This is a genomic window from Massilioclostridium coli, assembly GCF_900095865.1.
Taxonomy (GTDB): Bacteria; Bacillota; Clostridia; order Oscillospirales; family Ruminococcaceae; genus Massilioclostridium; species Massilioclostridium facile.
On sequence record NZ_FMIZ01000007.1, the window covers coordinates 1,234,926 to 1,261,273 of the forward strand.

Genomic DNA, 26,348 nt, shown 5'->3' on the forward strand with positions numbered 1-26,348 from the left:
CGCCAAATTAAAGAAATTTTAATCCAAATAACAAACTGCCAGTAAAAAATCTACTGGCAGTTTGTCTTGACTATAACAAGCATTATTCCGCAAATCCATTTTGTATCATTTCCCGTTCTATCGATTTTTCTTCCTTATGATTGGTACGACTAAAAATACAGCGGAAAATCCATCTGCAAAGTGGACCTACCACAAATATCTGCAATGGAAAGGCAATAATAAAGTTGAGTACCATAGCTTGAATCCATATCACTAAAATATTGACTGTTAACCCGCTGGACTCAATTGTTCCCAACAGACTCATCAGTGGAACCATAGTACAAACAGTAAATGTTTGGATGCACAAAATTTTGAAAATAGGTCTATCCTGCGGCAACGCTATCCGCAAAGCAAGGTATTTTGCTGTCCTACTGGCGATAAAAAAGGCACATAAAAACCCGATCAGCCATTCCAACGGAAATGATATCGCCGCATGAACAAAAGTACCATACTGCAATCCGCCTGTATGAAGCGCTACATTGTATACTCCCATAAGAAAAATCATACAGCCAGAGGTTAATAAAGTAAAAATAAACTCTTGAAATTTTGTTTTTGGCATAAAAATCCTCCTTAAAAAGTAAAAAAATGCCGCCCAACCGTCCGACAATGGTTAGGCGACATTTAATGTCTTAATTATTATAACAGTTTCTTTTTTATTATACCATAGGAATAACAAACAAAAATAGTTTGATTGTTTTATACAACTAAAATAAAATTATTTTCTTTCGTATGGTCATCCTTTTTCCTCAAATAATAAATTTGAGGTGATTTAACATGGGGTATCAAAATCTGAATGAACTAATCCAAAATAGCAAAACTTCCTGCGATTACTTTTATTATTTACCAGTGAAAACACAAATTCGATTTTACTAATCACAAGATTCTAGCCACACATTGTCTAACTTACACGCTACTGTAGATCAAGTAGAACGCTATTCAAATCCGGTTAAGTGGCTTGTTTAAAAGAATACAAGCCTTAAAATAGGTTATACTGAAACTACCAGCTTGTTATACCAACTGAATATACTGTTTGCTGGCGTAACCAACTTGACCATTGTATTCTACCACATACCAATCCTGCCAACTGCCATATATTTTTACTCGGGAGCCATTTGGTATTGTAGTTTTTATATCAGCAATTACAGACGGCTTATTTCTCAAATATAAACCGCCGCTCGTGACATTAACAACCCCATTTTTAGTACCTTGTGGTTCAATAAATGGAATTCCAAAATATTCAGTCAAAGACAGAACTACATTTCGGGCAATTGTTCCAATATTATTGGTAATCCACGCAGCGTCTTCCGGATTATCATGGTAAGCAAATTCGATTAATACCGCTGGAAATCTAGTTTTTGTTACTTCCCCTAAATAAGTGGTAGTACGTGTTTGTACCTTATCTGGCAAAGGATAAATCGCCTTTAAATTATCAGCAAAAATATCGGCAGCCCGTTTTCCATTGATACTTCCCGGGTAATAATAAACGTCTGTACCACGGTACTTTCCCGCATCGCTCTCCGGTGCCGCATTGGAATGTAACGATAAATAAAAATCAAAATTTCCATCTTGGTTTGCCTGACGGATGGAAGATGCGGCAGTCATTTGCGGAGTATTCCGTACAAATTCTATTCCACTGGCATAAAGATAAGGCTCCATAGCATCTGCGATTAAATTCATGTAATATTCTTCTGTTCCGCCACTCACATAAGTATTGTATTCCTGGGTGGACGGACTTAAATAGATTCTAGGCATACAAAACCTCCTATCAAACTGGTTTACTCTATTCTATGTAAAAAACCAGCTATAATGTTACATAATCATCATTAAAAAGGAGAATTTTTATGATTTGCAGCATCATTGATATTGGTTCCAATACCATTCGGCTTTCTGTTTACCAACTACAGGAAGGAACCATTATTCCTTTATTGCATAAAAAAACTATGGCTGGGCTGGCTAGCTATATTCAGGATGGATGTATGTCTGAAGAAGGGATCCACACTGCTATCCGTGTATTAAATCAATACCGATCCCTACTAGAACACCTTTCTATTCAACAAGTATCTGTATTCGCGACTGCCTCTTTACGAGAAATCTCCAACACCATCCAAGCAGTAAAGATGATCCAAAAAGAAACGGGTTTTCTAATTGATGTCATTTCTGGTAAACGAGAAGCTATTCTGGACTTTTTAGGTGCTACCCATATTTTAGATATGAAAGAAGGTATCCTGGTAGATATTGGAGGTGGCAGCACAGAATTGGTTTCTTACCAAAATGCATCTATCCTGCAAGCCTCCAGTATGGAGGTGGGTTCCTTGGGATTATTTACTCAATTTGTCGGTAAACTTTTTCCCACCAAAAAGGAACAGAAAAAAATCCGGGATTATGTCAAAAAACAACTAGATAAACAAAAAGATTTTCGGGATAGTCAATTTCCAGCTTTATGTGGTGTAGGCGGAACTATCCGTGCAACTTTAAAACTAAACAACTCATTTTTTCAACAACCAGATGAAAACAAATCAATTCCAGCAAAAAATGTAAAAAAATTACTCAAACAACTTAGCCAAATGGAACCTGAAGTACTACGAAAAGTTTTGAAAGTAATTCCAGACCGGATCCATACAATCATTCCTGGAATGATTGTTCTACAAACAATGATAAAGCATTTTGGCTGTGAGGAAATCCAGGTCAGCCCTTATGGTGTGAGGGAAGGTTACCTTTACCAGAAAATTCTCAAAGAAGGCAGAATGGATTCATCCAATACAAAACCTATTTAAAGTTAAAATACCAATCACCAACTTCATATTTTTTCGCTTGCTTATCTAGTATATCAAATCGAATTGTTTAGAAACAAACGATATGGAAACCCGTTATTTTTCATTTAGCAGGATGCTTTTAAACTAACTTATTAAAAAGCTGTGTATTCATTCCAATATACAGCTTTTTCTATAAGTCTCCATATTTGCAAAAAACTTCTCCAAAGGATGTAATAGTTACATGTTTTTTTGTAAAACCATTATCCAAGTCACCTAATGTTGTACCAACCGTATTAGCATGGTTTGTAATTCGTAATAATCCCAAAGAAACCAGTCGATCTATCTGGTAGGATATCGATCCATCTATCACAATATTATTTTGCTCATATATCTCTTGTAATTTTGTATAATCACTTATGAACATACGATAATTTGATTCTACTAGTTCGCAAAATTTTTCCCAAGAGATATTCCGGTTTACATATGCCCTATAAAAGCATCCTGCTATTTTCGATTGTATACCATCAATTTGCTTATTTAAAATGATTAATACTCTACCAAGTTCTTTCTCCGCTTGTTTCGGATCCTGATCTAATTTACTCAAGTGGGAATTAAGCTTTTCTGATGAAATACTGCCATCATGAATTCCTTGAATAAAACATAAAGTCTGCTTCATTAAGTTTCGTTCATGAATATGGTATGATACTTTACATACTCCTATTAAGGTTTGCACAACAGGGATAGACTTCAAAATATCGTTATCCAAAATGGAATCTATAATTGAATCTATTCCAATCTCAGTAAAATCTGCCCCTATCTCCAGGATAGGTTTTGCAATACTCTGTCTTAAAGAATCTATCATTTGATCCATATCATTTCCTCCAAATTTATAATAAACAAAAAGACCATCCAAAAATTTTGGTTGGTCTTTTTTATCAAATATTTATCATCTACATTAGATGTACTGCCACAGGTCTTCGTGAGGAGCAGCCAGCAAGGATGTACCTGCCAGCAAGCCTTGGTTTTTCGCATATTCAGCACCTGTTTCAACAGCAGCGGTAACATCAGCAATATCGCCTGTTACAACAACATAACCTTTACCGCCCATACCACGGGAGATGCTCATTTCCATAATTTCAACAGCTGCCGCTTTTACAGCGCTATCAGCTGCTTTGATTGCGCTGGTACCAGAGAATGTTTCAATAACACCAATTGCACCTTTCGCACAATCTGCAACGCCACCAAACAGCGCTTTGATAACAGTAGGCTCAATTCTACCCATTACAGTAGAATCCAATACATATTCGCCATAGTTATCAGTTGCACGGTCAATCGCGATTTGTACGTTAGAGAGCTGACCAGTGATAATAATTTCGTATTTACCAGGACATGCTGTATGAGCTGAAATCAACTGGATTTCAGCGGATTTCAAAATCTCATCACAAGCCAGAATACCTTTTGCAATACTTTTTAATTCGATAACTCCAACTGTTTGTAACATCGTCTCTCACCTCACACTCTTTTAATTACTACAACACCGTTATCAACGCTTTCTACAACGCCGTTAACAGAGCTGTGGATGTTTGCGGAAATTCCGTCAGCAGCCTTACCAACAATATCGCCAACTTTTACACTGTCACCAGGTTTTACATTTGGTGCAGCAGGAGCGCCGACATGTTGTCTCAGCGCGAGACTGATGTGAGTTGGATCTATTTTTACTTCTGCTTTGAATTCTGGGATAACAGTATCATATTTATCCACACCAATTCTCTGCATAAATCTTGTACTTGGCAACATTCTGTTGTCACGTTCACTCATTACCTGTAAAGGTTTATCATCTGGATGAACGTATCTCATACGATTTCTTCCCAATTCGCCTTTTACAGCAGTGTAAACTTTACGTGGGCTAATACCCTGACAGCAAGCAGATAGTTCACAAACACCACAACCACTACAAGTAGTAGCAACCAAATAATCCTGTGGATTGCTAGTTACGCGGTTGGTTACAGAGCGAACAATTTTATGTGGCTCCAGAGGGTAACCAATTAAGGCCCTTGGACATAGTTCGGTACACATAGTACAAGAACAACAGTTAGAGGAAGCGTGCGTCATAGTAACACGCATATCACCTAACATACTTGCAGTACAAGGAATGTTGTCAGGCAAAATCAATAAAGATTTTGTGGTTTTAGTGATAACCGCAGTTTTATAATCGATTGGTTTCCCCATTGCTGGACCACCATCTACAACGATATCACCTTCTGGAACTTTAATACCCAGTTTATCAAAAATTTCAATGACAGGGGTACCGATTGGAACACCAATCATCATTTTATTGGTCAAATCACCGTTAATTGTTACCCATTTTTCTGTTACTGGCTGATTATCCATAGCATTTGCAACATTATACAGGGTTTCTACGTTATTTACAACGCATCCTACATCACCAGGAAGTTTACCAGGAGGAACAATCCTGCCAGTTACTTCATAAATCATGATGATTTCATCGCCCATTGGATATACATCCGGCAGGCAATGAACAGAAATACCATCTGTTAATTTTTGACCATCTGTCCAAGAAAGACGTGCAGCGGTGTGCTGTTTAACAGCCATAAAACCTTCTGGAATACCACAGGCATCCATGATAGCTTTTGCACCTTTCAGCACTTTATTCAAGGAGTTTTTTAATAAATAATAGTCAGTATAAATTAATGGTTCACATTCAGCGGCGTTGATGATAAATTTATCAATACCATCACGCAGTTTAAATGCAGTTGGGAATCCGGCTCCACCGGCTCCAACAACCCCAGCGGATGCTATTAAACTTTTCAGTTCATCAATTTTCAAAACAAGTTTCCCTCCGCATTATTCATCAATAATTCCTACAACAACAGCATCAACAGCTGTTTCTTTGTCGCGCAGCGCTAAACGGGCACTGCTACCTGTTGTAATCAATACACGGTCACCGATACCTGCACCTACGCCGCAATCAATTGCGATCATAAATTCATCTATATCTTTATTCTCGTGTAATAGTTTGACTTCAAGAATTTTGGAACCGACCAGGCTTTCGTGTTTCCTGGTGGATACAATATTCCCTACTACTTGTCCCATTAACATGGTAACTCTCCATTCTATCTTAAATTTGCATAAGCGAACCTGATAGGAAATACGGAAGAATGGCTTATGTACGCCTTACCAGCCAAAAGCAGGAACAAAACTATCTTTTTACAACAGTTACAATATCACCATTTTTTAAGCCAGCTGCATTAGCGTCATCAGTATCTACATGCATTTCCAAGCAGAACGCTTTATTTACACGAACCTGTACATCATAGAATTTGGTTCTTCTTTCGCCCTGTACTTCAACGTCAACATAATCGCCATCGTTCAAGCCATAAGCAGCACCATCTTCCAAACTCATATGGATATGACGGTTTGCGATAATACAGCCTTTGTCCAGGTTAATAACTCCTTTTGGCCCAACAACCATAATCGGAGCAGAACCTTCCAAAGAACCGGATTCACGTACTGGAGGTTTTACCTTTAACACGAAACTATCTGTGCGAGAAATTTCAACTTGAGTTTCTTTTCTAATTGGCCCTAAAACCCTTACATTGGTAATTGGTTTTAAAGAAGGCCCAACAATTGTGACAAGCTCTTTACAAGCATATTGACCAGGCTGAGAAAGATCCTTTAATGGAGTTAATTCATAGCCTTCACCGAAAAGGGTATCCAAGTCTTTACGGGACAGATGAATGTGTCTGTTAGAGATACCAACAGGAACAGGTTTTGGTTCGCCTGCGCCTTTTGCGCTACCTTCAGCCAAAATTTGAGCTACAACACTCGCAATTAATTCTGGATTAACATTCATAAGGCGCCATCCTCTATTCTGAAATTAAATTTTGTTTTGCCACCTGCCAAACAAGGCAGGCAACAAAACAGATTGATTGCTTAACTATTATAAGTTAGGGAACAATTTTGTAGTATCAGAATGAGGTCTTGGGATTACATGTGTAGCAACTACTTCACCCAGACGGGAGCCAGCTTGACCACCAGCTTCAACAGCAGCTTTTACAGCTCCAACATCGCCGCGAACCATTACGCATACCAAACCGGAACCGATTTTTTCAGAACCAATTAATGTAACATTAGCAGCTTTTACCATAGCATCTGTTGCTTCGATTGCAGCTACCAGACCTCTTGTTTCTACCATACCTAAAGCTTCCATTATTATATCCTCCTAATGAAAATTGGTGTTTTGCCACCGAATTCATCTTCCCTATATAGGGGTAATTTTTTCATTTAGAAGCTGCGCTTTTTCGGCTTTACCGATTATTTGCACAGCAAACCTATTGCTGATTAATCATCCAAATCATCCGAATAAAGGAATGGAATTAATTCCTCATGAGGACTTGGGATTACTTCGCAAAGTTTTACAGAGCCAACTTTGTCAGCTTCTTGTGCACCGGCTTCAGCAGCTGCGGTTACCGCAGATACTGTACCATCAATTACGATGGTTACCAAACGACCGCCCAAACGTTTTTCAACGTGGATAAGTCTGACATCGGCAGCCTTTAACATAGCATCAAGTCCGGCGATTGCCGCAGTCAACGCTTGCACTTCTAATAACGCAATTGCCTTATCCAATCGCAGTCACCTCAATTAATTATTTTGTTGGCAGCAATTTTTCTACATCGTTGTGTGGTCTTGGGATTACGTGTGTAGCAATAACTTCGCCCAGACGGGAAGCAGCTTGACCACCAGCTTCAACAGCAGCTTTTACAGCTCCAACGTCGCCACGAACCATGATGTTTACCAGACCGGAACCGATTTTTTCGGAACCAACTAATGTAACGTTTGCAGCTTTGCACATTGCATCTGCGCCTTCGATTGCAGCAACTAAACCTCTTGTTTCTAATAAACCTAAAGCTTCTACCATGATATTCAAATCCTTTCTGAAATTGAATTTATTATACAAATCTTTTATTTTGTTTCTTTATTGTGCTTATATAATTTATCTCTTCCGAGCGTATTTTTATAAGCTAATTTATTGGTGTCAGATTCTGCACGGGAAATCACATGTGAAGTAATATAAAGATCGCGTTGTTTTGCAGCCGCTGAGCCTGCCTCTACAGCTGCTTCCACAGCTGCTACATCCCCTTCTAAACGCACACACATTACCAAAGGGACTGCTACAGTATCCACCACTGCTGGAGCTGGTTTGTTGTTTTCGATAGCGACGATCTTTACATTGCCAGCTTTTGCTGCCGCATCAGCTACCACAATGGATGTTGCAAAACCGTAAACTTCAATCATTCCTAATGCCATAAATCTTTCTCCCTTACAGAGTTGCTATTGTTTGTTATTATTATAACATACTTTTGCTTATTCGGCAATATAGCAAATCTTAATTCCTTTTTGAGCTACGTTTGTTTCCATAGCTTCATTCATTTGATCCAATGGATAAGAATGAGTGATCAATTCTTCGATTGGAACGCCTAATTTTCTAGCTTGTTTCAGGAATGCAATACCGATTGGGTAATCCTGAGCGCTGTAGTCCCAAGAACCAACCATGTTAATTTCTTTTTGACACATAGCAAAGTGTGGATTTACTTCATAGGTACCATTGTTTACAAAGAAGCCCATTTCACAGAATCCACCGCCGCGTCTGATGTATTCATAAGCGTCAGCTGCTGCTTTTGGTGCACCTGTACATTGGTAAATGAAGTCTGCGCCTAAACCAGTCAAGGAAGATTCTTTTACCATTTTAACTCTTTCTTCCAAGTCTTTTACTTCAGAGAAGTTAATGGTCATGTTAGCGCCTAATTTTTTCGCCATTTCCAAACGCTGAGCATTGCCGTCAATTGCAATGACGTTGTTGATACCAGCAACTGTCAGAACAGACAGCATTGTCAAACCTACAGGGCCACAGCCTTGTAATACAACGGTGCTAGCAAAGTTCAACAGACCTGTGGATTTTCCTCTTTCCAGAGCATGTACACAAACTGTAACCAGTTCAAGTAACATTCTTTCTTTCAGGTTCAGGTCATTTACAACAAAGTAAGTTGGGTTTTTATCCCCTTTAATTACCATGTGGGTTGCGAACCAACCAGTCAGATGGTTATGATCGGAATCCTGTACCAAACCAAATACACCTTGGCCATCACACAGGTTTGTGTTTTCTGGATGCATACGGCAAATACCGCACTCTCCACAGCTCATTACAGAAGTAACGATTTTGTCGCCAATATTCAATGGTTTACCAGAAGTATCGCAGGTAACGTTTTTACCTTTTGCGATTACAGTACCAGTACCTTCGTGGCCCAATACAACTGGGATGATACCAAATGGGTCCATTTTCCATTCGTGAACGTCTGTACCACAAACGCCAGCACCTTCAACTTGAACCAGGATATCATCATCGCCTAATTCTGGAATAGGGAATTCTTTTACTTCAATGTTTTTTAAGCCAGTCAGCATAGCTACTTTAGCAGTAGTAGGAATTTTTGGAGCATTGTTGCAAGCAGCTGGAGCAGCTGGAGTTGCAGGTTTTGCACCATTCATTTCAGCCAGAACCTGGCGTACAATGTCATTAATTTGATTAGAATCCATTTATATGCACCTCTATTTTCTATCAATTTACCATATCATCTAATGGAAAACCAATTAGATGATATGGAACATATCTTTCATTACACAACGGCGTTTTCTTGTAAAGCTTCTTGCGGAAGTCAAGCCTTCACCAGTTGGTCCTGCAATGGTAAAGGTTGTGTGGCCTTCTGCGCCAAAACCGATACCAGCATAAGATGGAGCATTTTTAACAAAGATCGTTGTCTCAATTGCTTTCGCAAATTTTGACAGATTTTCAATGTTTTTGGAATGCATATGAGCAGAATGTCTGTTTCCATGTTCAGCACGGACAGCTTTCTCGATTGCTTCGTCAATATCTTTGACACGGACAACAGCAAGGATTGGCATCATCAATTCAGTCTGAACAAACAAGTGGTCTTCTTCTACTTCACAGATCAGGCAACGAACACTGTCGTCCACTTCAATCCCCAAAGCAGCTGCGAATTTCTTCGCATCTCTACCAACCCAGTCTCTGCTAACAGAGTATGTGATTTTACCGGTTTTTTCGTTTTTCTTTTCTACCAAAACGATTTTTGCCAGTTCATCAGCCTGAGCTGCTGTAATAAAGTAAGCACCATTCTGCTGCATGTTGTACATCAGTTCATCTGCAATGTTGGAAAAAGCAAATACTTCTTTTTCAGCGATACATGGCAGGTTGTTGTCGAATGTACATCCATCAATAATGTCTTTTGCAGCTTTTTTAATATCAGCAGTATCGTCAACAATAACAGGTGGGTTACCTGCGCCTGCGCCGATTGCTTTTTTACCAGAAGATAGAACAGATTTTACTACGCCAGGACCACCTGTACAAACCAACATTCTAACTCTTGGATCTTTGTACATTACATCTGCAGTTTGCATGGTTGGTTTTACCATAGAACAAACCAGGCTAGCTGGTCCGCCCGCTGCCAAAGATGCACGGTTTACCAGGTCTACCGCATAGTTGGAAACTTTAATTGCGCCTGGATGTGGGTTGAATACAACCGCATTACCAGCAGCAATCATTGCAATAGAGTTGCAAATTACTGTTTCACTTGGGTTGGTACTTGGTGTAATAGCCCCGATGATTCCAAATGGAGCCATCTCTACCAGAGTCAAGCCGCCGTCACCGGACTGTGCTTCTGTCTGAATATCCTCTGTACCAGGTGTTTTATCAGCAACCAAAATATGTTTCAGTGTTTTATGTTCAACACGTCCCATTTTGGTTTCTTCAACACCGAGTTTTGCCATAATTTCTGCTTCCGCACGGGTCAGTTTACGGATCTCGGTGATGATTTTTTCACGTTGTTCTACGCTCATGTTGCGGATTACTTTATAAGAATCAGCAGCGGCATCAATGCCTTCTTCCATGGTAGCGTAAACGCCCAAGTATTGTCTTCCGTTATATTGAGTGGAATCGTATGCTGGAGCAGATGTAGGAGTTGTACCTTGCATCTGAGCAACAACACTTTGTACAATTGAATCAATTTGATTTTGGGAAAATACCATTCTTTTTCCAAACCCCCTTCATGAAAATTTCATTTTAATCGAATATATTAAAATGATTTTGTAAAGAGCTGAGCACCATATTCGGCGAGCCCTTTATCTTGGTCAGCTGTACCTCCGCTGACACCCAATGCACCAACCAGTTCCCCATTACTATCATACAAGGGGACACCGCCGCCAAACAGGATTAATTTCCCATTTGTGGTGTATTGCAAGCCCTCTAGGCCTGCCCCGGGCTCGGTCAGTTTGGCTACTTCTTCAGTAGTCATTTTTAAGGAGGCACTTGTATATGCCTTGTTTATCGCCACATCAATGCTGACGAGAAATGCATTGTCATCCCGTTTGAACGCGACCAGGTTGGCACCTTTGTCACATACTGCGGTTACAACACCCAAACCTTCTGCCCGCGCTTTTGTCATAACAGCTTCACATAAACGCTCCGCCTTATCACAAAATTGGTTGCCGTCGACAGTGATTTTTTCATCTGCTGCCACCGCAACCGCAGGAGTTGCAACAGGGGTTGAGGTTGCTGTCTCTTCTTCAGGTTTGGAAATTGGTGTGCCGCCGGAAAAATCAGCCATTCGAGCCAATGCATATACCAGATCGGAAATCCGGTTTAGCCATGCAATTGTATCGCGGGACATACCACCCATTTGAGAGGCGGCAACAGCTTCACGCTCTGCCCGGCGTACAACCGTTCTGGCTAAGTCCAAAGCCGCTCCTCCTTCGGTTTCACCCGGGAGGATAAAGGATTTGATCTCTGGCAGTTGGGTCATAATGGAATCAATCGCTTGCTCCAGATGATCCACTTTCTCTTTGGTGGTGAATTTTTCACCGCCAGCGATTTCGCCAGAAATCGCAATGACATCCTGCTGGATTTGTTCTACAACATCTCTGATGGTTTGAGGCAGTTTTTGTTTTGATAAACCAAGGGCAGATGAGAATTCGTCCAATGCTCCCAACAGTTTAAACACAGGGCTGTTTTTTGGGATTCTCATACGATTTTTTGTACTGGCAAACCCTGTATCGCCATTACGCGTATAAATACTCATCGCCCACCTCCTTTAATGATTGTTTACTAGCATGATTTTAGTCAAAACCTAAGTCCAAGAGGACAAGGGCGCAAACGGTTTTTTCTAAAATATACTTGATATGGAACCTATGGTTCCTGGGGTGCAAAGTTCCCTTTGCATTACAACCAAACTCGCTTTTCTGTCAAAAAATTATTTGTTCAGTTGAGCGATTACTTTTTTAGTGATTTCAGCAATCAGGCTGTTATCAACGTTTGCAGCAGTGTTGGTTGGAGGTGTAGATGGGATTACAGCTGCTGGATGTCTTACCTGGCTGCCGTCTGGGTTAGCAGAGTTCACTGGTACAGCGGAACCTGGCAGAACTTCACACTGTGGGCAACCTGGGTGTGCACCTGGTACGCCAAATTCTTTACGCAGTTCGAGCAATCTGTTAATTTGGTCACAGTCTAACTGTTGAGCGCCACCTAATTGACGGCAGTACATGCTAACTTTTGCAAAGAATTCTGTAGATTCCATCAGGAAATATGCTTTTTCCAATGTGTTACCGATGGTCAGAGCACCATGGTTTTTCAGCAGGAAGGAGTCATTTGTCTGAATATAAGGCATCAGAGAATCTGGAATTTCGTTTGTGGATGGGGTACCATATTCACAGATTGGAACTGTACCTAAGAAGATAACCGCTTCTGGCATGATGAAAGTATCCAGAGGGATATTGCATACAGCGTGAGCAGTAGCTACAGGAGGATGAGCATGAACAACAGCTGTTACGTCTGGTCTTTCAGCGAACACTCTCATGTGCATTTTAACTTCGGAAGAAGGTCTGCAGTCAGCTCTACCTTCTAATTTGTTCCCTTTTGCGTCTACTTTACAGATCATATCTGGGGTCATAAAACCTTTAGATACGCCTGTTGGTGTGCAGTAATACTCATTATCGCTGATTTTAACGGTGATGTTACCATCGTTAGCAGCAACGAAACCGTTCATGTAAATTCTTCTACCGATTTCGCAAATCTCTTTTTTGATTTCGTATCCTGATACCATTTTTCATTACCTCACTTTTTCAGTTAAAGTTTTTTTATTTATCTTGTGCTGCTAAAGTAGCAGTATCAAGCGCAATCATATATTCCTCGTTGGTTGGAATTACCAATACTTTTACCTTTCCGCCTTCCGCAGTAACATCTGCTTCTTGGCCTCTTGGTGCGGACGCATTTTTTTCATTGTCCATTTGAATACCCAGGTAGTCCATGTTTTCACATACCCATTCCCGGACATCCGCACTGTTTTCACCTAAGCCAGCAGTAAAGACAATGCAATCCAGCCCATTCATTTCCGCTACATAGCTACCAATATGTTTTTTAATGCCGTGTACCAGAATTTTTTCCGCCAAGCGTGCTCTTTCATTTCCCTGTGCAGCGGCTTCCCTAACATTACGGGCGTCACTGGAAACACCGGATACGCCTAACAAACCGGATTTTTTATTAATAATGGTTTCTACTTCTTCTCCACTCATTCCCAATGCATTCACCATGTATGGAAGGATGGAAGGATCGATATCACCACAGCGTGTACCCATCAGGATACCACCGTTTGGCATGAATCCCATAGAGGTATCCACTGCTTTACCGTAGTCAACAGCGGTAATGGAAGAACCATTCCCCAAGTGGCAAGTGATAATTTTCAAATCTTTGATGTCTTTACCCAACATTTCTGCTGCACGGGACGCAACATAACGATGGGAAGTTCCATGGAAGCCATAGCGACGAATTTGATGTTCCTCATATAATTCATAAGGCAGAGGATATACATAGCTCTCTGGTTCCATTGTAGAATAAAAAGAGGTATCAAATACACCAACCTGTGGAACACCGTCCATCAATTTACGGCAAGCCTCAATCCCTTTGATTGCAGGTGGAACGTGCAGTGGCGCCAGATTTTGAATGGAATATAAATATTCCAAATCCTCATCTTTAATTACGGCGGATTCTTTTAATTTTTCACCACCATGGGCGATACGGTGACCAACAGCATCAATTTCATCAATGCTTTTAATCACGCCGTATGTATCATCCTGCAACATGCTGAGTACCAACTGAATTGCTTCGTCGTGGGATTTTAAATCCACTTCTTTTTTATAATCTTCTGCGCCGCTTTTTTTATGTGTAATTACGCCATCAATACCGATGCGTTCACATAATCCTTTGGCGAGAACATCATTTGTCTCCATATCAATAAATTGATACTTCAATGAAGAACTTCCTGAGTTAATAACCAGAATCTTCATAACTTTTATATGCCCCAATCTATGTTATATTATTTACCAACGATTTCTAAGAAGCGGCTATAAGCTGCATCATAACTCGCTGCGTCTTTTACATCATATTCTTTTGGTTCAACAGAATCTTTTACAATTTTACGAGCTTCTTTCAAACCGCTAATTTCATTTAACGCAATCAGCTGAACCGCAATGTTACCAGTAGCTGTTGCTTCGATTGGACCAGCAACTACTTTTACATTACAGGAATCTGCTGTCATCTGACAAAGCAGTCTATCTTTGGTACCGCCACCCAGCATATGAATTGTGTTATAAGTTTTGCCAGTTACTTCACGGATTGCATTGAAAGCATAACGGTATTTCATTGCCAAACTTTCGTAGATACAACGCATGATTTCGCCACGGTTCTGAGGAACATATTGGCCGGTTCTTTCACAGAATTCCTGTACACGTTTTGGCAGGTTGCCTGGTTTTTCAAAGTCTAAGCAATCTGGATCAATAAAGCATTTGAATGGTTCACAAGCTAGTGCTTCTTTTTCCAGATCAGCAAAAGTAACTTCAAAGCCTTCCCTGATCCACTGTCTACGGGATTCCTGGATTAGCCAAGTACCCATGATATTTTTCAGGAAACGGACTGTTCTGTCATAACCACCTTCGTTGGTTACGTTCAATTCTTCAGAAGCTTTGCTGATAATTGGTTTATCCAATTCAGTACCAAACAGGCTCCAGGTACCACAGCTGATATAGATGAAGTCTTTTTCTTCAGAAGGAACGGATACAACAGCAGAAGCTGTGTCATGTGTACATACTGCAATTACTGGAACTTTTGGAGCGCCCAATTCTTCACAAATATCATCAGACAACATGCCATAAATGCTACCAGCGTCAATGATTTCTGGAAGGATAGAAGTAGGAACACCCAATTTTTCCAACAGGTCATAAGTCCATTCCCCTGTATTAGGGTTCATAATCTGGGAAGTAGAAACAATAGAATATTCCGCTTTTTTCACACCTGTTAAGAAATAAGCAAACAGGTCAGGAATAAACAGCATTGTTTCTGCTCTTTCCAACAGTTCTGGTTCTTTTTGCGCAATTGTGAACAGCTGGAAAATTGTGTTGAATTTCATAATTTGAATTCCTGTTTCATTGTACACTTCTTCTTTTGGAACAACAGAAAACAGTTTTTCTGGCATACCATCTGTACGGGAGTCACGATAATGGACAGGATTTTGCAACAGGTTGCCGTTTTTATCTAACAGGCCAAAGTCAACCCCCCAAGTGTCAATACCAATTGCATCAAAACCGCCTGCATGGATTGCTTTGGTAATACCTGTTTTAATTTCATGGAACAAACGGAGGATATCCCAATAAAAAGTTCCATTCACCATAACAGGGTCATTGGTAAATCTATGGATTTCTTCCATTTGGAAGGACTTACCATCAAACTCACCAATAATTGCACGACCACTGGAAGCACCGAAATCGAATGCCAGCACACGTTTTTTACCCAATATACTCACATCTCCTTTAAATATGTTATCTTAATACTGTATAAATACAGTATAGGAATCAAAAATAAAATTTAGCACAAATGGGCGGATGATAGTACATTTGTGTTAAATTCACCACAGAAATGTCCATATCAATCAACCGCCTTTCTAATTTATGATTAAAATTGATTGCTTTTTTCCCGATAATTTGCTACCATTATTATATAGGAAAATCCTTGTTGTGTCTATATCTGGCGTAAATTTAGATTAATGCACACCAATAGGGGTAAATTTAATCATAAATAATCATAAATAATCAACCTTAATAAAACACAACTGATTTTAAGGATATTACAAAAATAATAACGGGAGAAAATTATGCTACCATTACAAAGACAAAATGATATTTTAGAAATTTTATCCAAACAGCATGTTGCCTCTGTGGAAGACCTCTGCAAACAGCTTTATTCCAGTGGTGCGACGATCCGCAGGGATTTAAAAAAACTGGAAGCAGATGGGCTAATTAAACGAACTCACGGTGGCGCTGCCATTATTGAGAGCACTACATCAGAATTTCCCCTTGCCTTACGAGAAAGTGAAAACATGGAGCAAAAAGACATGATTGCTCAAAAAGCGCTCCGGTATATCCGAAATGGACAAACCATTTTTTTAGATTCCAGTAGTACAGTTTGCCGGTTAGCCCGCTACCTGAAAAACTATTCGGATATTACAGTAGTAACCAATGGCATCCGTGTAGCGGATATCCTGGCAGATTACAAAGGGGTAAAGGTTTACTGTGCTGGAGGGATGGTTCGACAAAATGCCAAATCCATTGTTGGGTCTGCTGCCTGTGAATTCATCTCCCATTTCCATGCCGACTTGGCTTTTATGTCCAGTAGAGGAATTGACCTAACCATTGGAGCAACTGTCCCTTCGGAAGATGAAGCTAATATCAAAAGAGCTTTTATTAACAGTACCAAACGGCCCATTTTATTGTTTGACTCCAGCAAACTGGATACCCAATATTTTTGTAGAATTTGCCATTTAAATCAGTTTTGGCAGCTGATCTGCGATATTGAACTTCCAAAAAAATATCAGGATTTACAATACCAAACAGAACAAAATACCCTAATTTAGTTCTATTTAACATATAAATTTTAACTGAAAATCAGAAAAATATCAAGTGATTTCTCGATTTTTGAAAACTTATTCACACAATATGGCACTATCCACAGTTCAAAACGGATCTTTTGTGTAAATTGCAGTATTGATTCCTAATTTATAGAATAAATTGGGTTATTCCTTATCTAATATACTAGATATAGTACCACAATTTTAATAAATAATTTGTGTTACTTTTATCCCCTATTATCATAATAGGATTTTTATTATTTTTCAACGTGTTTTTGTTTCCACTAAAGTAAAATTACCCCAATTTAATCAGATTCACTACAACTAAGTATAAATATTTTTAATCATGAAAAGTTACTAAAAAATTTCTTTTACCACATTGTATGCCTATCCTGACTATTACAGATAATAACCCATTATTTTTGTGCTTGTTATTAAAAAACCTCTTTCCTTGTGTTCACAAAGAAGGAGGTTTTTCTCTTTATTCTTCTGAAGAAATACGTAACATCCGGTATCCTACTCCAACATGAGTTTGAATATATTTTGGATTACTGGTATTCTGCTCAATTTTTTTGCGCAATGTCGCCATAAATACCCGCAAAGATGGAATATCACTTTCCAAAGTACTGCCCCAAACTTCTTTTAGAATAAATTTGTGGGTCAACACTTTACCAATATTACGCGCTAATAAACAAAGCAGTTTATATTCTATTGGGGTAAGGTGCAGCTCTTTCCCATCAATATAAGCACAGCCAGAAGCAAAGTCTATTTTCAAGCCACCATTTACAAAAATAGACTTTTCTTGTTCCGCAATACTATTGGTATAACTAATACGACGTAATGTTACACGAAGACGCGCCAATAATTCTTGTACACTAAAAGGCTTTGTCAAATAATCATCCGCACCAGCATCCAAAGCATCAATTTTGTCCTGATCCTCGCTGCGAGCACTAATCACAATAATGGGTACATTGGACCATGTACGGATTTTTTTAATCACATCAACCCCATCAATATCTGGTAATCCCAAATCCAGCAGGATAATATCAGGGTGTTGAGAAACCGCTTCCATCAATGCCTGGTTTCCGTTCACTGCAGTATGATATTTATAGTCTTGAGTTTCCAAGGTCGTTGTAATTAAGTTGCGGACAGCATGATCATCTTCCACAACCAATAAAAATGGTTTATTCATGAATGGTTACCTCCTCAGCCGGTAGTGTAAATTGGAATATTGCACCATGAGGGTGATTATCTTTTACACAAATATCCCCTCCATGAGCATTGATAATGGATTTGCATAATGCTAAACCAAGGCCAAGGCCTCGCCTGCTATCCGCCACTCCTTTATGGGTAGTATAGAACATTTCAAATAAATTCACCTTTTCGTTATCAGGAATTCCATTACCGTCATCGGCAATGGATACTTCTACCCATTTTCCTTTTTTCTTGACTGAAACCGTAATGTGAGAGCCTTCTGGTGTATATTTAATCGCATTATCAATTATATTGATAAATACTTGAATCATGAGACGGGAATCCATTCGCGCCATAATCAAATCATCTTCCATTTCCACGCGGATATGATGTTTTACACTTTCTCGGTTAATATGGCGAAGAGATTCTGTAATTACTTCTTCCAGCAACTCTACTTCAGAGCGGATATTCATACTGCCATCCTCAATTCTAGTAACAGAGAGCAAATTTTCGACCAAATTAAACAGCCACATAGAGTCATCATAAATATCTGTATATAATTGCATCCTTTTATCTTTGTCCAAAGAATCCGCACTAGACATCAACATGCCTGCATTACCAGAAATACTGGTTAATGGCGTCCTTAAATCGTGGGAAATGGAACGCAGTAAATTGGCACGCAGTTGTTCTTGCTGCGCCTTCATAGCAGCCTGCTTTTTGGTTTCATTTAAATATTCCTGATCCAAGGCAAGGCCACATTCACCAAGCATGGAAATCAGTAGGCTGTTTTCAAAAGAATCCAGTTCGTCATGGTTCAATACAACTGCTACCACACCATACACTTGTTCTTTTCCCCGAACCGCCATGTAAAGGGATTTTGCTCCTGGTAGAGTATTAGTTGTTGCACCTGCATGTTTATTGTTTTTAAACACCCACTTCGCTACCGCTTGCTCCTCATGAGTGGTATATTGTAAAATATCCTCCTCATATTCAGAACGACAAAAAACAGCTGGTGGACGGAGAGAATTGTTTTCCCTGCCATAAAAGATAATATTGCGGTCTAATAATTTAATCAACTGGTTTGCGGTTTCACAGATAATTTCACTTTTCGTATTCGCCTGTTGTAATTTCTGATTCGTTTCCAATAAAATAGAGGTACGATATGCCCTTCTCGCAACTTGTCTTGCCTGGTCTTTTAATTTCATAGTCAACGTACCTGTAATAAACGCCGCAATAAACATTACCACAAAAGTCACTGGATATTCTGCCCCATTTGCGGAAAAGGTAAACCTGGGTTCTGTAAACAAAAAATTAAAGACAAGTACACTAAACAGCGCTGAAACTAGACTATATACGATATTTGAGGTAATAATCGAGGTTAATAGTACACCTAAAATATAAATAGTAATAATATTGGCTTCACTAAATCCCAATTCAAAAAATCCCAAACAAATCAATGTTACTATGATCAATACACCCAATGCTTTTACCGTATCTTTGACAGAAAAAGTGTACTGATGTTTCTGTAGAAAATTCATTTTTCGGTAAGGGTGCGTATGTTTATCTGGAATAATATAAATATCCAGATTAGGCGCCATTTGAGTTAAACGGTCAGCAAAAGAAGGTTTTGGAAATAAAAGATTTTTTTTGGCGTTGGTGCGTCCTAGTACAATTTTAGAAACGCCGGATAACCGTGCGAATTCCGCAATCTGCGCGGGAATATCCTCTCCATATACTGTGGCGATTTTTGCCCCTAACTGTTCTGCCAATTTCAGGTTATTCCGCAACATCATCCGGTCTGCATCGTTCATATTCACAAAATCCGGCGTTTCAACAAATAATGCGGTAAACATTCCTTTAAATGCGCTTGCCATACGGGCCGCTGTCCGGATTACCTTCGCATTGGAAGGGGCAGCAGATAAACAGATTAGAATATGTTCTTCTGTATAGGAAGTTGATTTTTTCTTCTTTTTTTCAGAAACCCTATTGACCCGGTCAGCAGTACGGCGGAGGGCAATTTCCCGCAAGGAAATTAGATTTTCCACTGTAAAGAAATTATCTAACGCCTTTTGAGCTTGCTGCTCTCGATAAATTTTTCCATTATTTAAACGGGAAATTAGGTCCTCCGGTTCAATATCCACCAATTCTACTTGGTCTGCATTGTCAAATACAGAATCAGGGATACGCTCCCGTACTGTAACGCCAGTAATAGATGCAACAATATCATTCAGGCTTTCCAGATGCTGCACATTTACGGTGGTATATACATCTATACCTGCTGTAAGCAGTTCATTAATATCCTGATAACGCTTGATATGCCGGCACTCATCCGCATTACTATGCGCTAATTCATCCACTAAAATAAGCTGTGGATGACGTTTTAACGCTCCATCCAGGTCAAACTCATTTAACACAATTCCTTTATGGTGAGCTTTTAAAGGAGGTAAAACCTCCAATCCGTCCAGCAATGCTAGAGTTTCTGGACGTACATGGGGTTCAATATAGCCCGCAACTACATCAACCCCTTTTTTCTTTGCTTGGTGGGCAGCTTCCAACATGGCATAGGTTTTCCCCACACCAGCCGCATAACCAAAAAATATTTTTAGTCTTCCTCTTTTATGGGCGCTTTGTTCCTGTTCCTTTTTTATTTGGCCCAGCAACAACTCTGGGTCCGGTCTTTGATCCATCATAAGGAATAAGATCTCCTCCATTTTTATTGTTTCTTATTTTCTATTATAGCAGATAATCCTTGTTGCTATATTAGAATTTTATTAAGAACAGGAAGTTTGTATTAAGATAATATAAAGACTTTCCTTTTAATTTCGTTCTGGAACCACTGGAAATAAAATTTTTAAAAAAACTTTTTCTGCTGCAGAACCAGTCCGATAATCAAACCGAAGCCTCAACCCATTCGCGTCAGTGACACGAAAATCTTCATTATCATAGGAGATTGTAATCCCTTTTTCGCTTAAGGCAAGACGGAGAGCAAGTTCCCACTGAAATAAAGAAATTTCTTCTTTTTCTTGGAGTTTCTCTACTAAATACTCAAATTCCATGACACTCACCTGGTCATTTAAAAATAACATCCAAAGATATTTTTGTTGTTCTACAGAAAGGGATTGCAAAAAAGAAATTTTCTGTTCCTGGCATTCAAAAATTAAATATCGATAAAAGGTGTTGGGATCTACCTCAGTAAAATCTGAAAATTTGTCTTGATTATGAATAGAACGCCGGATAGGTAGATAATTGCTGCGGTAGGTAAGATGCTGTAAAATCTGATACAGATCCTCTAATTCTTCCAAATCCTCTACTTGTATTTTTACGCAAAGCTCACCCATCTGTCCAAAGTCTTTTCCAGAAATATTCCGTTTTTGAAGTAGAATTTGTTTCTGATCCTCTGAACAGATTGCTTGTAATTCAGCAGATTCCATTTCCCCAATCATCCCATAAAAAGAAATTGGATATTGTTGAGAAATGAAAGCCGCACAAACTCCGTATTCATCCCAAAAACTATCGCACAAAAAATAAGAATATGGGAAAAAGATCCATAAAGCATGGTCTTTTTTCATTTGGTAAACTTTTGGATCAATTTCCAATTCTATACTCAAGCAATATAGTATTTGTAATAACATAGATGAGGCATCCGCGTGTTTTGCCCAAGCAGGAAATGAAATTGTTTTTTGTGCCGCAGTTCTCTTATGGTGCATAAATACCTCCTTAATACCAATCAAAACGCAAAGCCAAACAATAAAGCGATTGGTACCGCGGCAATAGAAGCAACGGCACAAACAATAGCTAGTAAAACAAGGGGAAGCCCCAAACAAATAGCTGAACAAACCGCATTTGGAAATTGTTCTATTTTATTGCCAAAGGCCCTCCAAAAACGGAACCATAAGTTTAATCTTTTGTCTGGTACATAATATATTTGATACATCATAATCTCTTCTTTCTTTAGGAATATACAATACTCCATATTTCTATATTCAAGTGTATCATAAATCAAATAAATACAGTATTAAACTCGTTCTATACCGTATTAACATCATATAAATGTTGCTGTATCTCCAACTATTCAAATATAAAAAGATCCGACTTATTAGCAGTAAATTCCTATTCTGTTATTTGTAAAACCCAATAAATTTTTAATGCAGACTATTTCAAAATATTTATACAACTTTCACCTTGACAAATCAAACTGCATATGATATGATAAATAAAATTTTAATTGTTTATGGGATAAAATAGCAATTTGACCACATAAAATGAGCAGGCAGATCTTTTGTAGCCGGGTTGCATAATTGCGACAGCAGATGAAGAATATTTCGCATCTGTGGGACATTTTTTATGTTCCGCAGATGTTTTTTTATTTCTTGGAAAATTTTTGCTATCTCCCCCTGCAAAGATTTGTTTCCCATTGAATGGAGTGATTTTTTATGAAACAACAAACAAACCAACAGATTGCCATGCGTGTATCTTGGATTACCATGATAATCAATATTGTATTATCTATTTTTAAATTTCTAGCGGGTATTTTCGCAAAGTCTGGCGCTATGCTATCTGACGCCGTCCACTCTGCTTCTGATGTATTTAGCACGATTATTGTCATGATTGGGGTAAAAATATCTGGCAAAGCTTCGGATAAAGGTCATCCCTACGGGCATGAGCGAATGGAATGTGTTGCAGCCATCTTATTAGCTATTTTTTTAGCGTCTACTGGTATTGGCATTGGTTATACTGGCATAACCAAAATTATTTCTGGTAATCCCAACGAACTATCCATACCTGGAATGCTGGCGTTAATCGCTGCAATTGTCTCAATTATTGTAAAAGAAGGGATGTATTGGTACACAAGGCATGCTGCCAAAAAAATCAATTCCAGCGCATTGATGGCGGATGCCTGGCACCATCGTTCTGATGCCTTATCCTCGGTAGGTAGCTTTGTTGGTATTTTAGGTGCCCGCTTAGGATTTCCTATTCTCGACCCACTGGCTAGTATTGTGATCTGCTGTTTTATTGTAAAAGCCGCTTTTTCCATCTTTATGGACGCAATCAGCAAAATGACTGACCAATCCTGTGATGAAAAAACCGAAGAAGAAATGCGTGTAACTATCATGGAACAGCCCGGTGTAATGGGGATTGATCAAATAAAAACTCGTCTATTTGGTGACCGTGTTTATGTAGATATTGAAATTCGCGCTGATGGAGAGCAAACTTTAAACCAAGCACATCAAATTGCGCAAATGGTGCACGACCAAATCGAGCATCGTTTTCCTACTGTAAAACATTGTATGGTTCATGTAAATCCCGCCTCTTCTTCCCAATTAACAAATAACATGACAGAAGATGAAAAGTTCTAAATCTTGCGAAAAATTCGAAATTATGGTATACTAAGAATTATAGATAATATTTTAACAAATTTACAAAAGAAAGAAGTCTTATCATTTTGAACAAACAACTATGCAAACGCTATCTTGTATTTATTCTTGGTGTACTGATTAATTCCTTTGGTATTGGTTTTATTACGAAAGCGGCACTAGGAACTTCCCCTATTTCCAGTGTTCCCTGTGTCCTTAGTTTGAAGTTTCGTCCTACCTTAGGGGAATTTACTTTTGTAATGAATATGATTTTTATCTTGCTTCAAGTGGTTTTGTTGCGAAAGAAATTCCAAAAAATCCAATTCTTACAAATTGTTGTGAATATTATATTCAGTGGATTTATTGATGTAAGCATGTTTTTATTACAAGCATTTACCCCAGCAACATATCTCACGAAACTATTTTCTTTGTTATTGGGCTGTGCAATCCTTGCGTTTGGCATTTATTTGGAAGTATCCGCAAATGTACTGATGGTCCCTGGGGAGGGGATCGTTGCCGCAATCGCTACTGTTACCCACAAAGAATTTGGTTCAGTTAAAGTGTGTTTTGATGTTACTTTGATGTTGACAGCTACTCTTCTTTCCCTCCTATTTTTTCATCAGTTCCAAGGAATCCGAGAAGGTACAGTTATCTCCGCATTTATTGTAGGGCTTATTGTAAAACTGTACCATAAAAAACTTGGTTTTATTAAAGAATATTTATGCCCACAAATAAAAACAGTTTCCTAATAGGAGCAACGCCCTCTTTTTAAGAGGGCTGTTTTTATATAATAAATATTCTTTTTCTATTTAGGTAATTTCCATGTTCTAATCGAATTCATAATGCAAAATTAATCTTCCTTCCCCTTGTGTTACAAGATAAAACTATTTATAATACAAGATAAAGTATTTTCATCATTCTCGATAGGAGGATTGTAAAATGGCTGTAATTGAAGTAAATGGAATTACCAAAGATTATGGACAGGGCAGAGGCATATTTGACCTCAGCTTTTCTATCCAAAAAGGGGAAGTATTTGGATTTTTAGGTCCAAACGGCGCTGGAAAAACAACTGCTTTGCGGCATTTAATGGGGTTTATTCATCCAGATCAAGGCCAGGTAATGATAAACGGGAAAGACTGTTTTTCCCAGTCCGCTGAAATCCATAAAACTCTTGGATATTTACCAGGAGAGATCGCTTTTCCGGAGGATATGACAGGCAGGGAGCTGATCCGTTTTATGTCACAGATGAGAGGGATGGATGGAGTAGGTGAAGCGGAGAAACTAGCAAAACAATTGGAATTTGATGATACAGCTCGTATCAGGAGGATGTCCAAAGGGACAAAACAAAAGCTGGGGATTATATGCGCCTTTATGCACCGACCAGAAGTTTTGCTGCTGGATGAGCCTACCAGTGGCTTAGACCCTCTCATGCAAAACCGGTTTTTAGAACTGGTCAATGAACAAAAATCTGCTGGACGAACGGTTTTCATGTCATCCCATTCGTTTGAGGAAATAGAACGAACCTGTACCCGTGCGGCAATTTTACGCGCGGGACGGCTGGTAACCGTGGAAAATATCCAAAAATTGCGCAGTACTCGTCGAAAAACCTTTGTAGTCCAATTGAAAGATGAACCGTCTGCTATTGCGCTTTCACAAGAAATAACAGGGACAATACGCAAAAGGGATACTGTGACTGTTTCCGTTACAGGTGATATAGATTCCTTTTTAAAAAAGATAGCAAGCTATCCGGTGCGTGACCTTCAACAAAGCATTCAAACATTGGAAGAAGTATTTTTGTATTATTATGGAGGAAAGACAAAATGAGTACTGTGTTATTACGCCGGGAAATAAAAGCTCATTGGAAATTAGTATTGATTTTTACCATTGTCCTATCCATATATGGCGGGATGATTATCAGTATGTTTGACCCTAAATTGGGGGAAAGCTTAAAAATGATGGAGCAAAGCATGTCCCAATTATTCGCTGCATTTGGCATGTCAGATGCTGGAACCAGCCTGATTGAATTTATTGCCAACTACTTGTATGGATTTTTGTTTGTTGTTTTCCCCATGATTTTTTCCTTGATTCTATCCAGTATGGTAATGGTACGTTATATAGACCATGGATCCATGGCATATTTATTGTCTACTCCAACTACAAGGACGAAAATTGCTGGAACACAGGCCGCTGTATTATTGATTGGTGTATTTTTCTTAGTTGGATATGTCACTGTATTTTGTAGTATTTGTTCTGGAATCCTGTTTCCAAAAGAATTGGATTTACCAAAATTCTTTCTGCTTAATGTTGGGTTGTTATGCCTGCATATTTTTTTAAGCGGAATCGCTTTTTTCTGTTCCTGTGTATGGAATGAAACCCGTAAGGCAGTAGGAGTTTCTGCTGGATTATGTATCCTTTTTGTATTGATACAGATGGTAGCACAGGTCGGGGAAAAATTTGAAGTATTGCGTTATATTACCCCATTGACCCTATTTAATGTAGATGGGTTTACTGCCGGAGAATCCATTGCATTATGGCAGGCAGGTATTTTGTTGATTTTCGGTGTTCTTTTTTATGCAGCCGGTATTGTGTCGTTTCGGAAACGAGATTTGCCACTATAGTTTTCCGTGAAACTATATGGTTGGAACAGAAAAAAGAATGTTGTGGTAGCTCTCTAAAGAGAATATATTAATCATATATTGCATGCAAGCCCCTTCTTTAGAACTGTTTATAGGGTTTTTTTGAATTTTCTAAAGTATGTTGCTATTTTTAGGTTCCCGCTAATTTTGAAACTTATTTTTCATTTACTAAACTTTTATTGACCATCGATTAAATCACTATGCTTATTCGATGTCAATCAAAACCACCACTCAACTGATGGCTTACACAGGGACTATTATTGGATTATAACCTATGATATCAATGGCATTTCGACCAAATAATACCATTTTAATTACCTATTTTTTCAT

At 38.8% G+C, this 26,348-nt stretch carries 26 protein-coding genes and 1 riboswitch; of the genes, 6 read left to right on the top strand and 20 right to left on the bottom strand.

All coding sequences use genetic code 11. The annotated features are described in order from the left end of the window. Positions 1 to 82 precede the first annotated feature (82 nt). On the bottom strand, positions 83 to 598 hold the full coding sequence (locus tag BQ2683_RS10740) for a DUF2798 domain-containing protein (RefSeq protein WP_069989036.1): 516 nt from the start codon (positions 596 to 598) through the stop codon (positions 83 to 85). A 449-nt stretch (positions 599 to 1,047) separates the two neighbouring features. Next, positions 1,048 to 1,791 carry an N-acetylmuramoyl-L-alanine amidase gene (locus tag BQ2683_RS10745; protein ID WP_069989037.1) on the bottom strand — a complete coding sequence of 248 codons (744 nt, stop codon included), beginning with the start codon at positions 1,789 to 1,791 and terminating at the stop codon, positions 1,048 to 1,050. 89 nt (positions 1,792 to 1,880) lie between these two features. On the opposite strand from BQ2683_RS10745, the gene BQ2683_RS10750 reads away from it, so the two are divergent. Then, on the top strand, positions 1,881 to 2,813 hold the full coding sequence (locus tag BQ2683_RS10750; RefSeq protein ID WP_069989038.1) for a Ppx/GppA phosphatase family protein: 933 nt from the start codon (positions 1,881 to 1,883) through the stop codon (positions 2,811 to 2,813). Between the two features lie 169 nt (positions 2,814 to 2,982). On the opposite strand, the gene BQ2683_RS10755 is transcribed toward BQ2683_RS10750, so the two are convergent. The 15 genes from BQ2683_RS10755 to BQ2683_RS10825 form a co-directional block, all read right to left on the bottom strand. Continuing rightward, positions 2,983 to 3,663, bottom strand: coding sequence for a hypothetical protein (locus BQ2683_RS10755; RefSeq protein WP_069989039.1), 681 nt, complete (start codon positions 3,661 to 3,663; stop codon positions 2,983 to 2,985). A gap of 84 nt (positions 3,664 to 3,747) precedes the next feature. Next, a complete protein-coding gene (locus tag BQ2683_RS10760; RefSeq protein ID WP_069989040.1) occupies positions 3,748 to 4,293 on the bottom strand; it encodes a BMC domain-containing protein in 546 nt (181 codons plus the stop codon). Positions 4,294 to 4,304: 11 nt separating this feature from the next. Beyond that, complete coding sequence (locus tag BQ2683_RS10765; protein WP_069989041.1) at positions 4,305 to 5,639, bottom strand: 4Fe-4S dicluster domain-containing protein; 1,335 nt, start codon at positions 5,637 to 5,639, stop codon at positions 4,305 to 4,307. Positions 5,640 to 5,657: 18 nt separating this feature from the next. Continuing rightward, complete coding sequence (locus BQ2683_RS10770; RefSeq protein ID WP_069989042.1) at positions 5,658 to 5,912, bottom strand: EutN/CcmL family microcompartment protein; 255 nt, start codon at positions 5,910 to 5,912, stop codon at positions 5,658 to 5,660. Positions 5,913 to 6,012: 100 nt separating this feature from the next. Then, positions 6,013 to 6,666, bottom strand: coding sequence for a phosphate propanoyltransferase (gene pduL, locus BQ2683_RS10775; protein ID WP_083256465.1), 654 nt, complete (start codon positions 6,664 to 6,666; stop codon positions 6,013 to 6,015). 87 nt (positions 6,667 to 6,753) lie between these two features. After that, positions 6,754 to 7,029, bottom strand: coding sequence for a BMC domain-containing protein (locus BQ2683_RS10780; protein WP_235843933.1), 276 nt, complete (start codon positions 7,027 to 7,029; stop codon positions 6,754 to 6,756). Positions 7,030 to 7,154: 125 nt separating this feature from the next. Then, complete coding sequence (locus BQ2683_RS10785) at positions 7,155 to 7,442, bottom strand: BMC domain-containing protein (RefSeq protein WP_069989044.1); 288 nt, start codon at positions 7,440 to 7,442, stop codon at positions 7,155 to 7,157. Positions 7,443 to 7,461: 19 nt separating this feature from the next. Continuing rightward, positions 7,462 to 7,734, bottom strand: coding sequence for a BMC domain-containing protein (locus tag BQ2683_RS10790; RefSeq protein WP_186996341.1), 273 nt, complete (start codon positions 7,732 to 7,734; stop codon positions 7,462 to 7,464). 44 nt (positions 7,735 to 7,778) lie between these two features. Further along, positions 7,779 to 8,123 carry a BMC domain-containing protein gene (locus BQ2683_RS10795; protein ID WP_069989046.1) on the bottom strand — a complete coding sequence of 115 codons (345 nt, stop codon included), beginning with the start codon at positions 8,121 to 8,123 and terminating at the stop codon, positions 7,779 to 7,781. 57 nt (positions 8,124 to 8,180) lie between these two features. Continuing rightward, the gene (locus BQ2683_RS10800; protein WP_069989047.1) at positions 8,181 to 9,407 is read right to left on the bottom strand and encodes a zinc-binding dehydrogenase; all 1,227 of its coding nucleotides are present in this window, start codon (positions 9,405 to 9,407) and stop codon (positions 8,181 to 8,183) included. Positions 9,408 to 9,461: 54 nt separating this feature from the next. Beyond that, a complete protein-coding gene (locus BQ2683_RS10805) occupies positions 9,462 to 10,913 on the bottom strand; it encodes an aldehyde dehydrogenase family protein (protein WP_069989048.1) in 1,452 nt (483 codons plus the stop codon). A 47-nt stretch (positions 10,914 to 10,960) separates the two neighbouring features. After that, complete coding sequence (locus BQ2683_RS10810; protein ID WP_069989049.1) at positions 10,961 to 11,962, bottom strand: cob(I)yrinic acid a,c-diamide adenosyltransferase; 1,002 nt, start codon at positions 11,960 to 11,962, stop codon at positions 10,961 to 10,963. Between the two features lie 171 nt (positions 11,963 to 12,133). Beyond that, a complete protein-coding gene (locus BQ2683_RS10815) occupies positions 12,134 to 12,982 on the bottom strand; it encodes a class II aldolase/adducin family protein (protein ID WP_069989050.1) in 849 nt (282 codons plus the stop codon). Positions 12,983 to 13,016: 34 nt separating this feature from the next. Then, positions 13,017 to 14,222, bottom strand: a complete 1,206-nt coding sequence (locus BQ2683_RS10820; protein ID WP_069989051.1) for an acetate kinase — start codon at positions 14,220 to 14,222, stop codon at positions 13,017 to 13,019. A 29-nt stretch (positions 14,223 to 14,251) separates the two neighbouring features. Next, on the bottom strand, positions 14,252 to 15,724 hold the full coding sequence (locus tag BQ2683_RS10825) for a rhamnulokinase (RefSeq protein ID WP_141720217.1): 1,473 nt from the start codon (positions 15,722 to 15,724) through the stop codon (positions 14,252 to 14,254). 357 nt (positions 15,725 to 16,081) lie between these two features. Between BQ2683_RS10825 and BQ2683_RS10830 the strand changes: the two genes are divergently transcribed. Then, positions 16,082 to 16,840, top strand: a complete 759-nt coding sequence (locus BQ2683_RS10830; protein WP_069989053.1) for a DeoR/GlpR family DNA-binding transcription regulator — start codon at positions 16,082 to 16,084, stop codon at positions 16,838 to 16,840. Between the two features lie 475 nt (positions 16,841 to 17,315). Here the strand turns inward: BQ2683_RS10830 and BQ2683_RS10835 are convergent, their stop codons facing one another. The 3 genes from BQ2683_RS10835 to BQ2683_RS10845 form a co-directional block, all read right to left on the bottom strand. Next, positions 17,316 to 18,026, bottom strand: a complete 711-nt coding sequence (locus BQ2683_RS10835; RefSeq protein ID WP_069989054.1) for a response regulator — start codon at positions 18,024 to 18,026, stop codon at positions 17,316 to 17,318. After that, positions 18,019 to 20,718 carry a sensor histidine kinase gene (locus BQ2683_RS10840; protein ID WP_069989055.1) on the bottom strand — a complete coding sequence of 900 codons (2,700 nt, stop codon included), beginning with the start codon at positions 20,716 to 20,718 and terminating at the stop codon, positions 18,019 to 18,021. Before BQ2683_RS10840 ends, BQ2683_RS10835 begins: the two co-directional genes overlap by 8 nt. Positions 20,719 to 20,844: 126 nt before the next feature. Continuing rightward, the gene (locus BQ2683_RS10845; RefSeq protein WP_069989056.1) at positions 20,845 to 21,735 is read right to left on the bottom strand and encodes a hypothetical protein; all 891 of its coding nucleotides are present in this window, start codon (positions 21,733 to 21,735) and stop codon (positions 20,845 to 20,847) included. Between the two features lie 545 nt (positions 21,736 to 22,280). Beyond that, positions 22,281 to 22,369, top strand: a riboswitch (NiCo riboswitch). Between the two features lie 92 nt (positions 22,370 to 22,461). Between BQ2683_RS10845 and BQ2683_RS10855 the strand changes: the two genes are divergently transcribed. The 4 genes from BQ2683_RS10855 to BQ2683_RS10870 all read left to right on the top strand — a co-directional run bounded on the left by BQ2683_RS10855 (position 22,462) and on the right by BQ2683_RS10870 (position 26,000). Continuing rightward, complete coding sequence (locus tag BQ2683_RS10855) at positions 22,462 to 23,385, top strand: cation diffusion facilitator family transporter (protein ID WP_069989058.1); 924 nt, start codon at positions 22,462 to 22,464, stop codon at positions 23,383 to 23,385. Positions 23,386 to 23,471: 86 nt separating this feature from the next. After that, positions 23,472 to 24,131 (top strand): YczE/YyaS/YitT family protein, encoded by a 660-nt coding sequence (locus BQ2683_RS10860; RefSeq protein ID WP_069989059.1) that lies wholly within the window; start codon positions 23,472 to 23,474, stop codon positions 24,129 to 24,131. A 190-nt stretch (positions 24,132 to 24,321) separates the two neighbouring features. Next, complete coding sequence (locus tag BQ2683_RS10865; protein WP_069989060.1) at positions 24,322 to 25,206, top strand: ABC transporter ATP-binding protein; 885 nt, start codon at positions 24,322 to 24,324, stop codon at positions 25,204 to 25,206. Next, entirely contained in the window at positions 25,203 to 26,000 is a 798-nt protein-coding gene (locus tag BQ2683_RS10870) for an ABC transporter permease subunit (RefSeq protein WP_069989061.1), read from the top strand. Before BQ2683_RS10865 ends, BQ2683_RS10870 begins: the two co-directional genes overlap by 4 nt. Positions 26,001 to 26,348 lie beyond the last annotated feature (348 nt).

Excerpts from the sequence above, each read along its gene's own strand:
- BQ2683_RS10740 (WP_069989036.1), bottom strand. The coding sequence starts at position 598 with ATGCCAAAAACAAAATTTCAAGAGTTTATTTTTACTTTATTAACCTCT.
- BQ2683_RS10745 (WP_069989037.1), bottom strand. The coding sequence starts at position 1,791 with ATGCCTAGAATCTATTTAAGTCCGTCCACCCAGGAATACAATACTTAT.
- BQ2683_RS10750 (WP_069989038.1), top strand. The coding sequence starts at position 1,881 with ATGATTTGCAGCATCATTGATATTGGTTCCAATACCATTCGGCTTTCT.
- BQ2683_RS10755 (WP_069989039.1), bottom strand. The coding sequence starts at position 3,663 with ATGGATCAAATGATAGATTCTTTAAGACAGAGTATTGCAAAACCTATC.
- BQ2683_RS10760 (WP_069989040.1), bottom strand. The coding sequence starts at position 4,293 with ATGTTACAAACAGTTGGAGTTATCGAATTAAAAAGTATTGCAAAAGGT.
- BQ2683_RS10770 (WP_069989042.1), bottom strand. The coding sequence starts at position 5,912 with ATGTTAATGGGACAAGTAGTAGGGAATATTGTATCCACCAGGAAACAC.
- pduL (WP_083256465.1), bottom strand. The coding sequence starts at position 6,666 with ATGAATGTTAATCCAGAATTAATTGCGAGTGTTGTAGCTCAAATTTTG.
- BQ2683_RS10790 (WP_186996341.1), bottom strand. The coding sequence starts at position 7,734 with ATGGTAGAAGCTTTAGGTTTATTAGAAACAAGAGGTTTAGTTGCTGCA.
- BQ2683_RS10795 (WP_069989046.1), bottom strand. The coding sequence starts at position 8,123 with ATGGCATTAGGAATGATTGAAGTTTACGGTTTTGCAACATCCATTGTG.
- BQ2683_RS10800 (WP_069989047.1), bottom strand. The coding sequence starts at position 9,407 with ATGGATTCTAATCAAATTAATGACATTGTACGCCAGGTTCTGGCTGAA.
- BQ2683_RS10805 (WP_069989048.1), bottom strand. The coding sequence starts at position 10,913 with ATGGTATTTTCCCAAAATCAAATTGATTCAATTGTACAAAGTGTTGTT.
- BQ2683_RS10810 (WP_069989049.1), bottom strand. The coding sequence starts at position 11,962 with ATGAGTATTTATACGCGTAATGGCGATACAGGGTTTGCCAGTACAAAA.
- BQ2683_RS10815 (WP_069989050.1), bottom strand. The coding sequence starts at position 12,982 with ATGGTATCAGGATACGAAATCAAAAAAGAGATTTGCGAAATCGGTAGA.
- BQ2683_RS10820 (WP_069989051.1), bottom strand. The coding sequence starts at position 14,222 with ATGAAGATTCTGGTTATTAACTCAGGAAGTTCTTCATTGAAGTATCAA.
- BQ2683_RS10830 (WP_069989053.1), top strand. The coding sequence starts at position 16,082 with ATGCTACCATTACAAAGACAAAATGATATTTTAGAAATTTTATCCAAA.
- BQ2683_RS10835 (WP_069989054.1), bottom strand. The coding sequence starts at position 18,026 with ATGAATAAACCATTTTTATTGGTTGTGGAAGATGATCATGCTGTCCGC.
- BQ2683_RS10840 (WP_069989055.1), bottom strand. The coding sequence starts at position 20,718 with ATGATGGATCAAAGACCGGACCCAGAGTTGTTGCTGGGCCAAATAAAA.
- BQ2683_RS10845 (WP_069989056.1), bottom strand. The coding sequence starts at position 21,735 with ATGCACCATAAGAGAACTGCGGCACAAAAAACAATTTCATTTCCTGCT.
- BQ2683_RS10855 (WP_069989058.1), top strand. The coding sequence starts at position 22,462 with ATGAAACAACAAACAAACCAACAGATTGCCATGCGTGTATCTTGGATT.
- BQ2683_RS10865 (WP_069989060.1), top strand. The coding sequence starts at position 24,322 with ATGGCTGTAATTGAAGTAAATGGAATTACCAAAGATTATGGACAGGGC.
- BQ2683_RS10870 (WP_069989061.1), top strand. The coding sequence starts at position 25,203 with ATGAGTACTGTGTTATTACGCCGGGAAATAAAAGCTCATTGGAAATTA.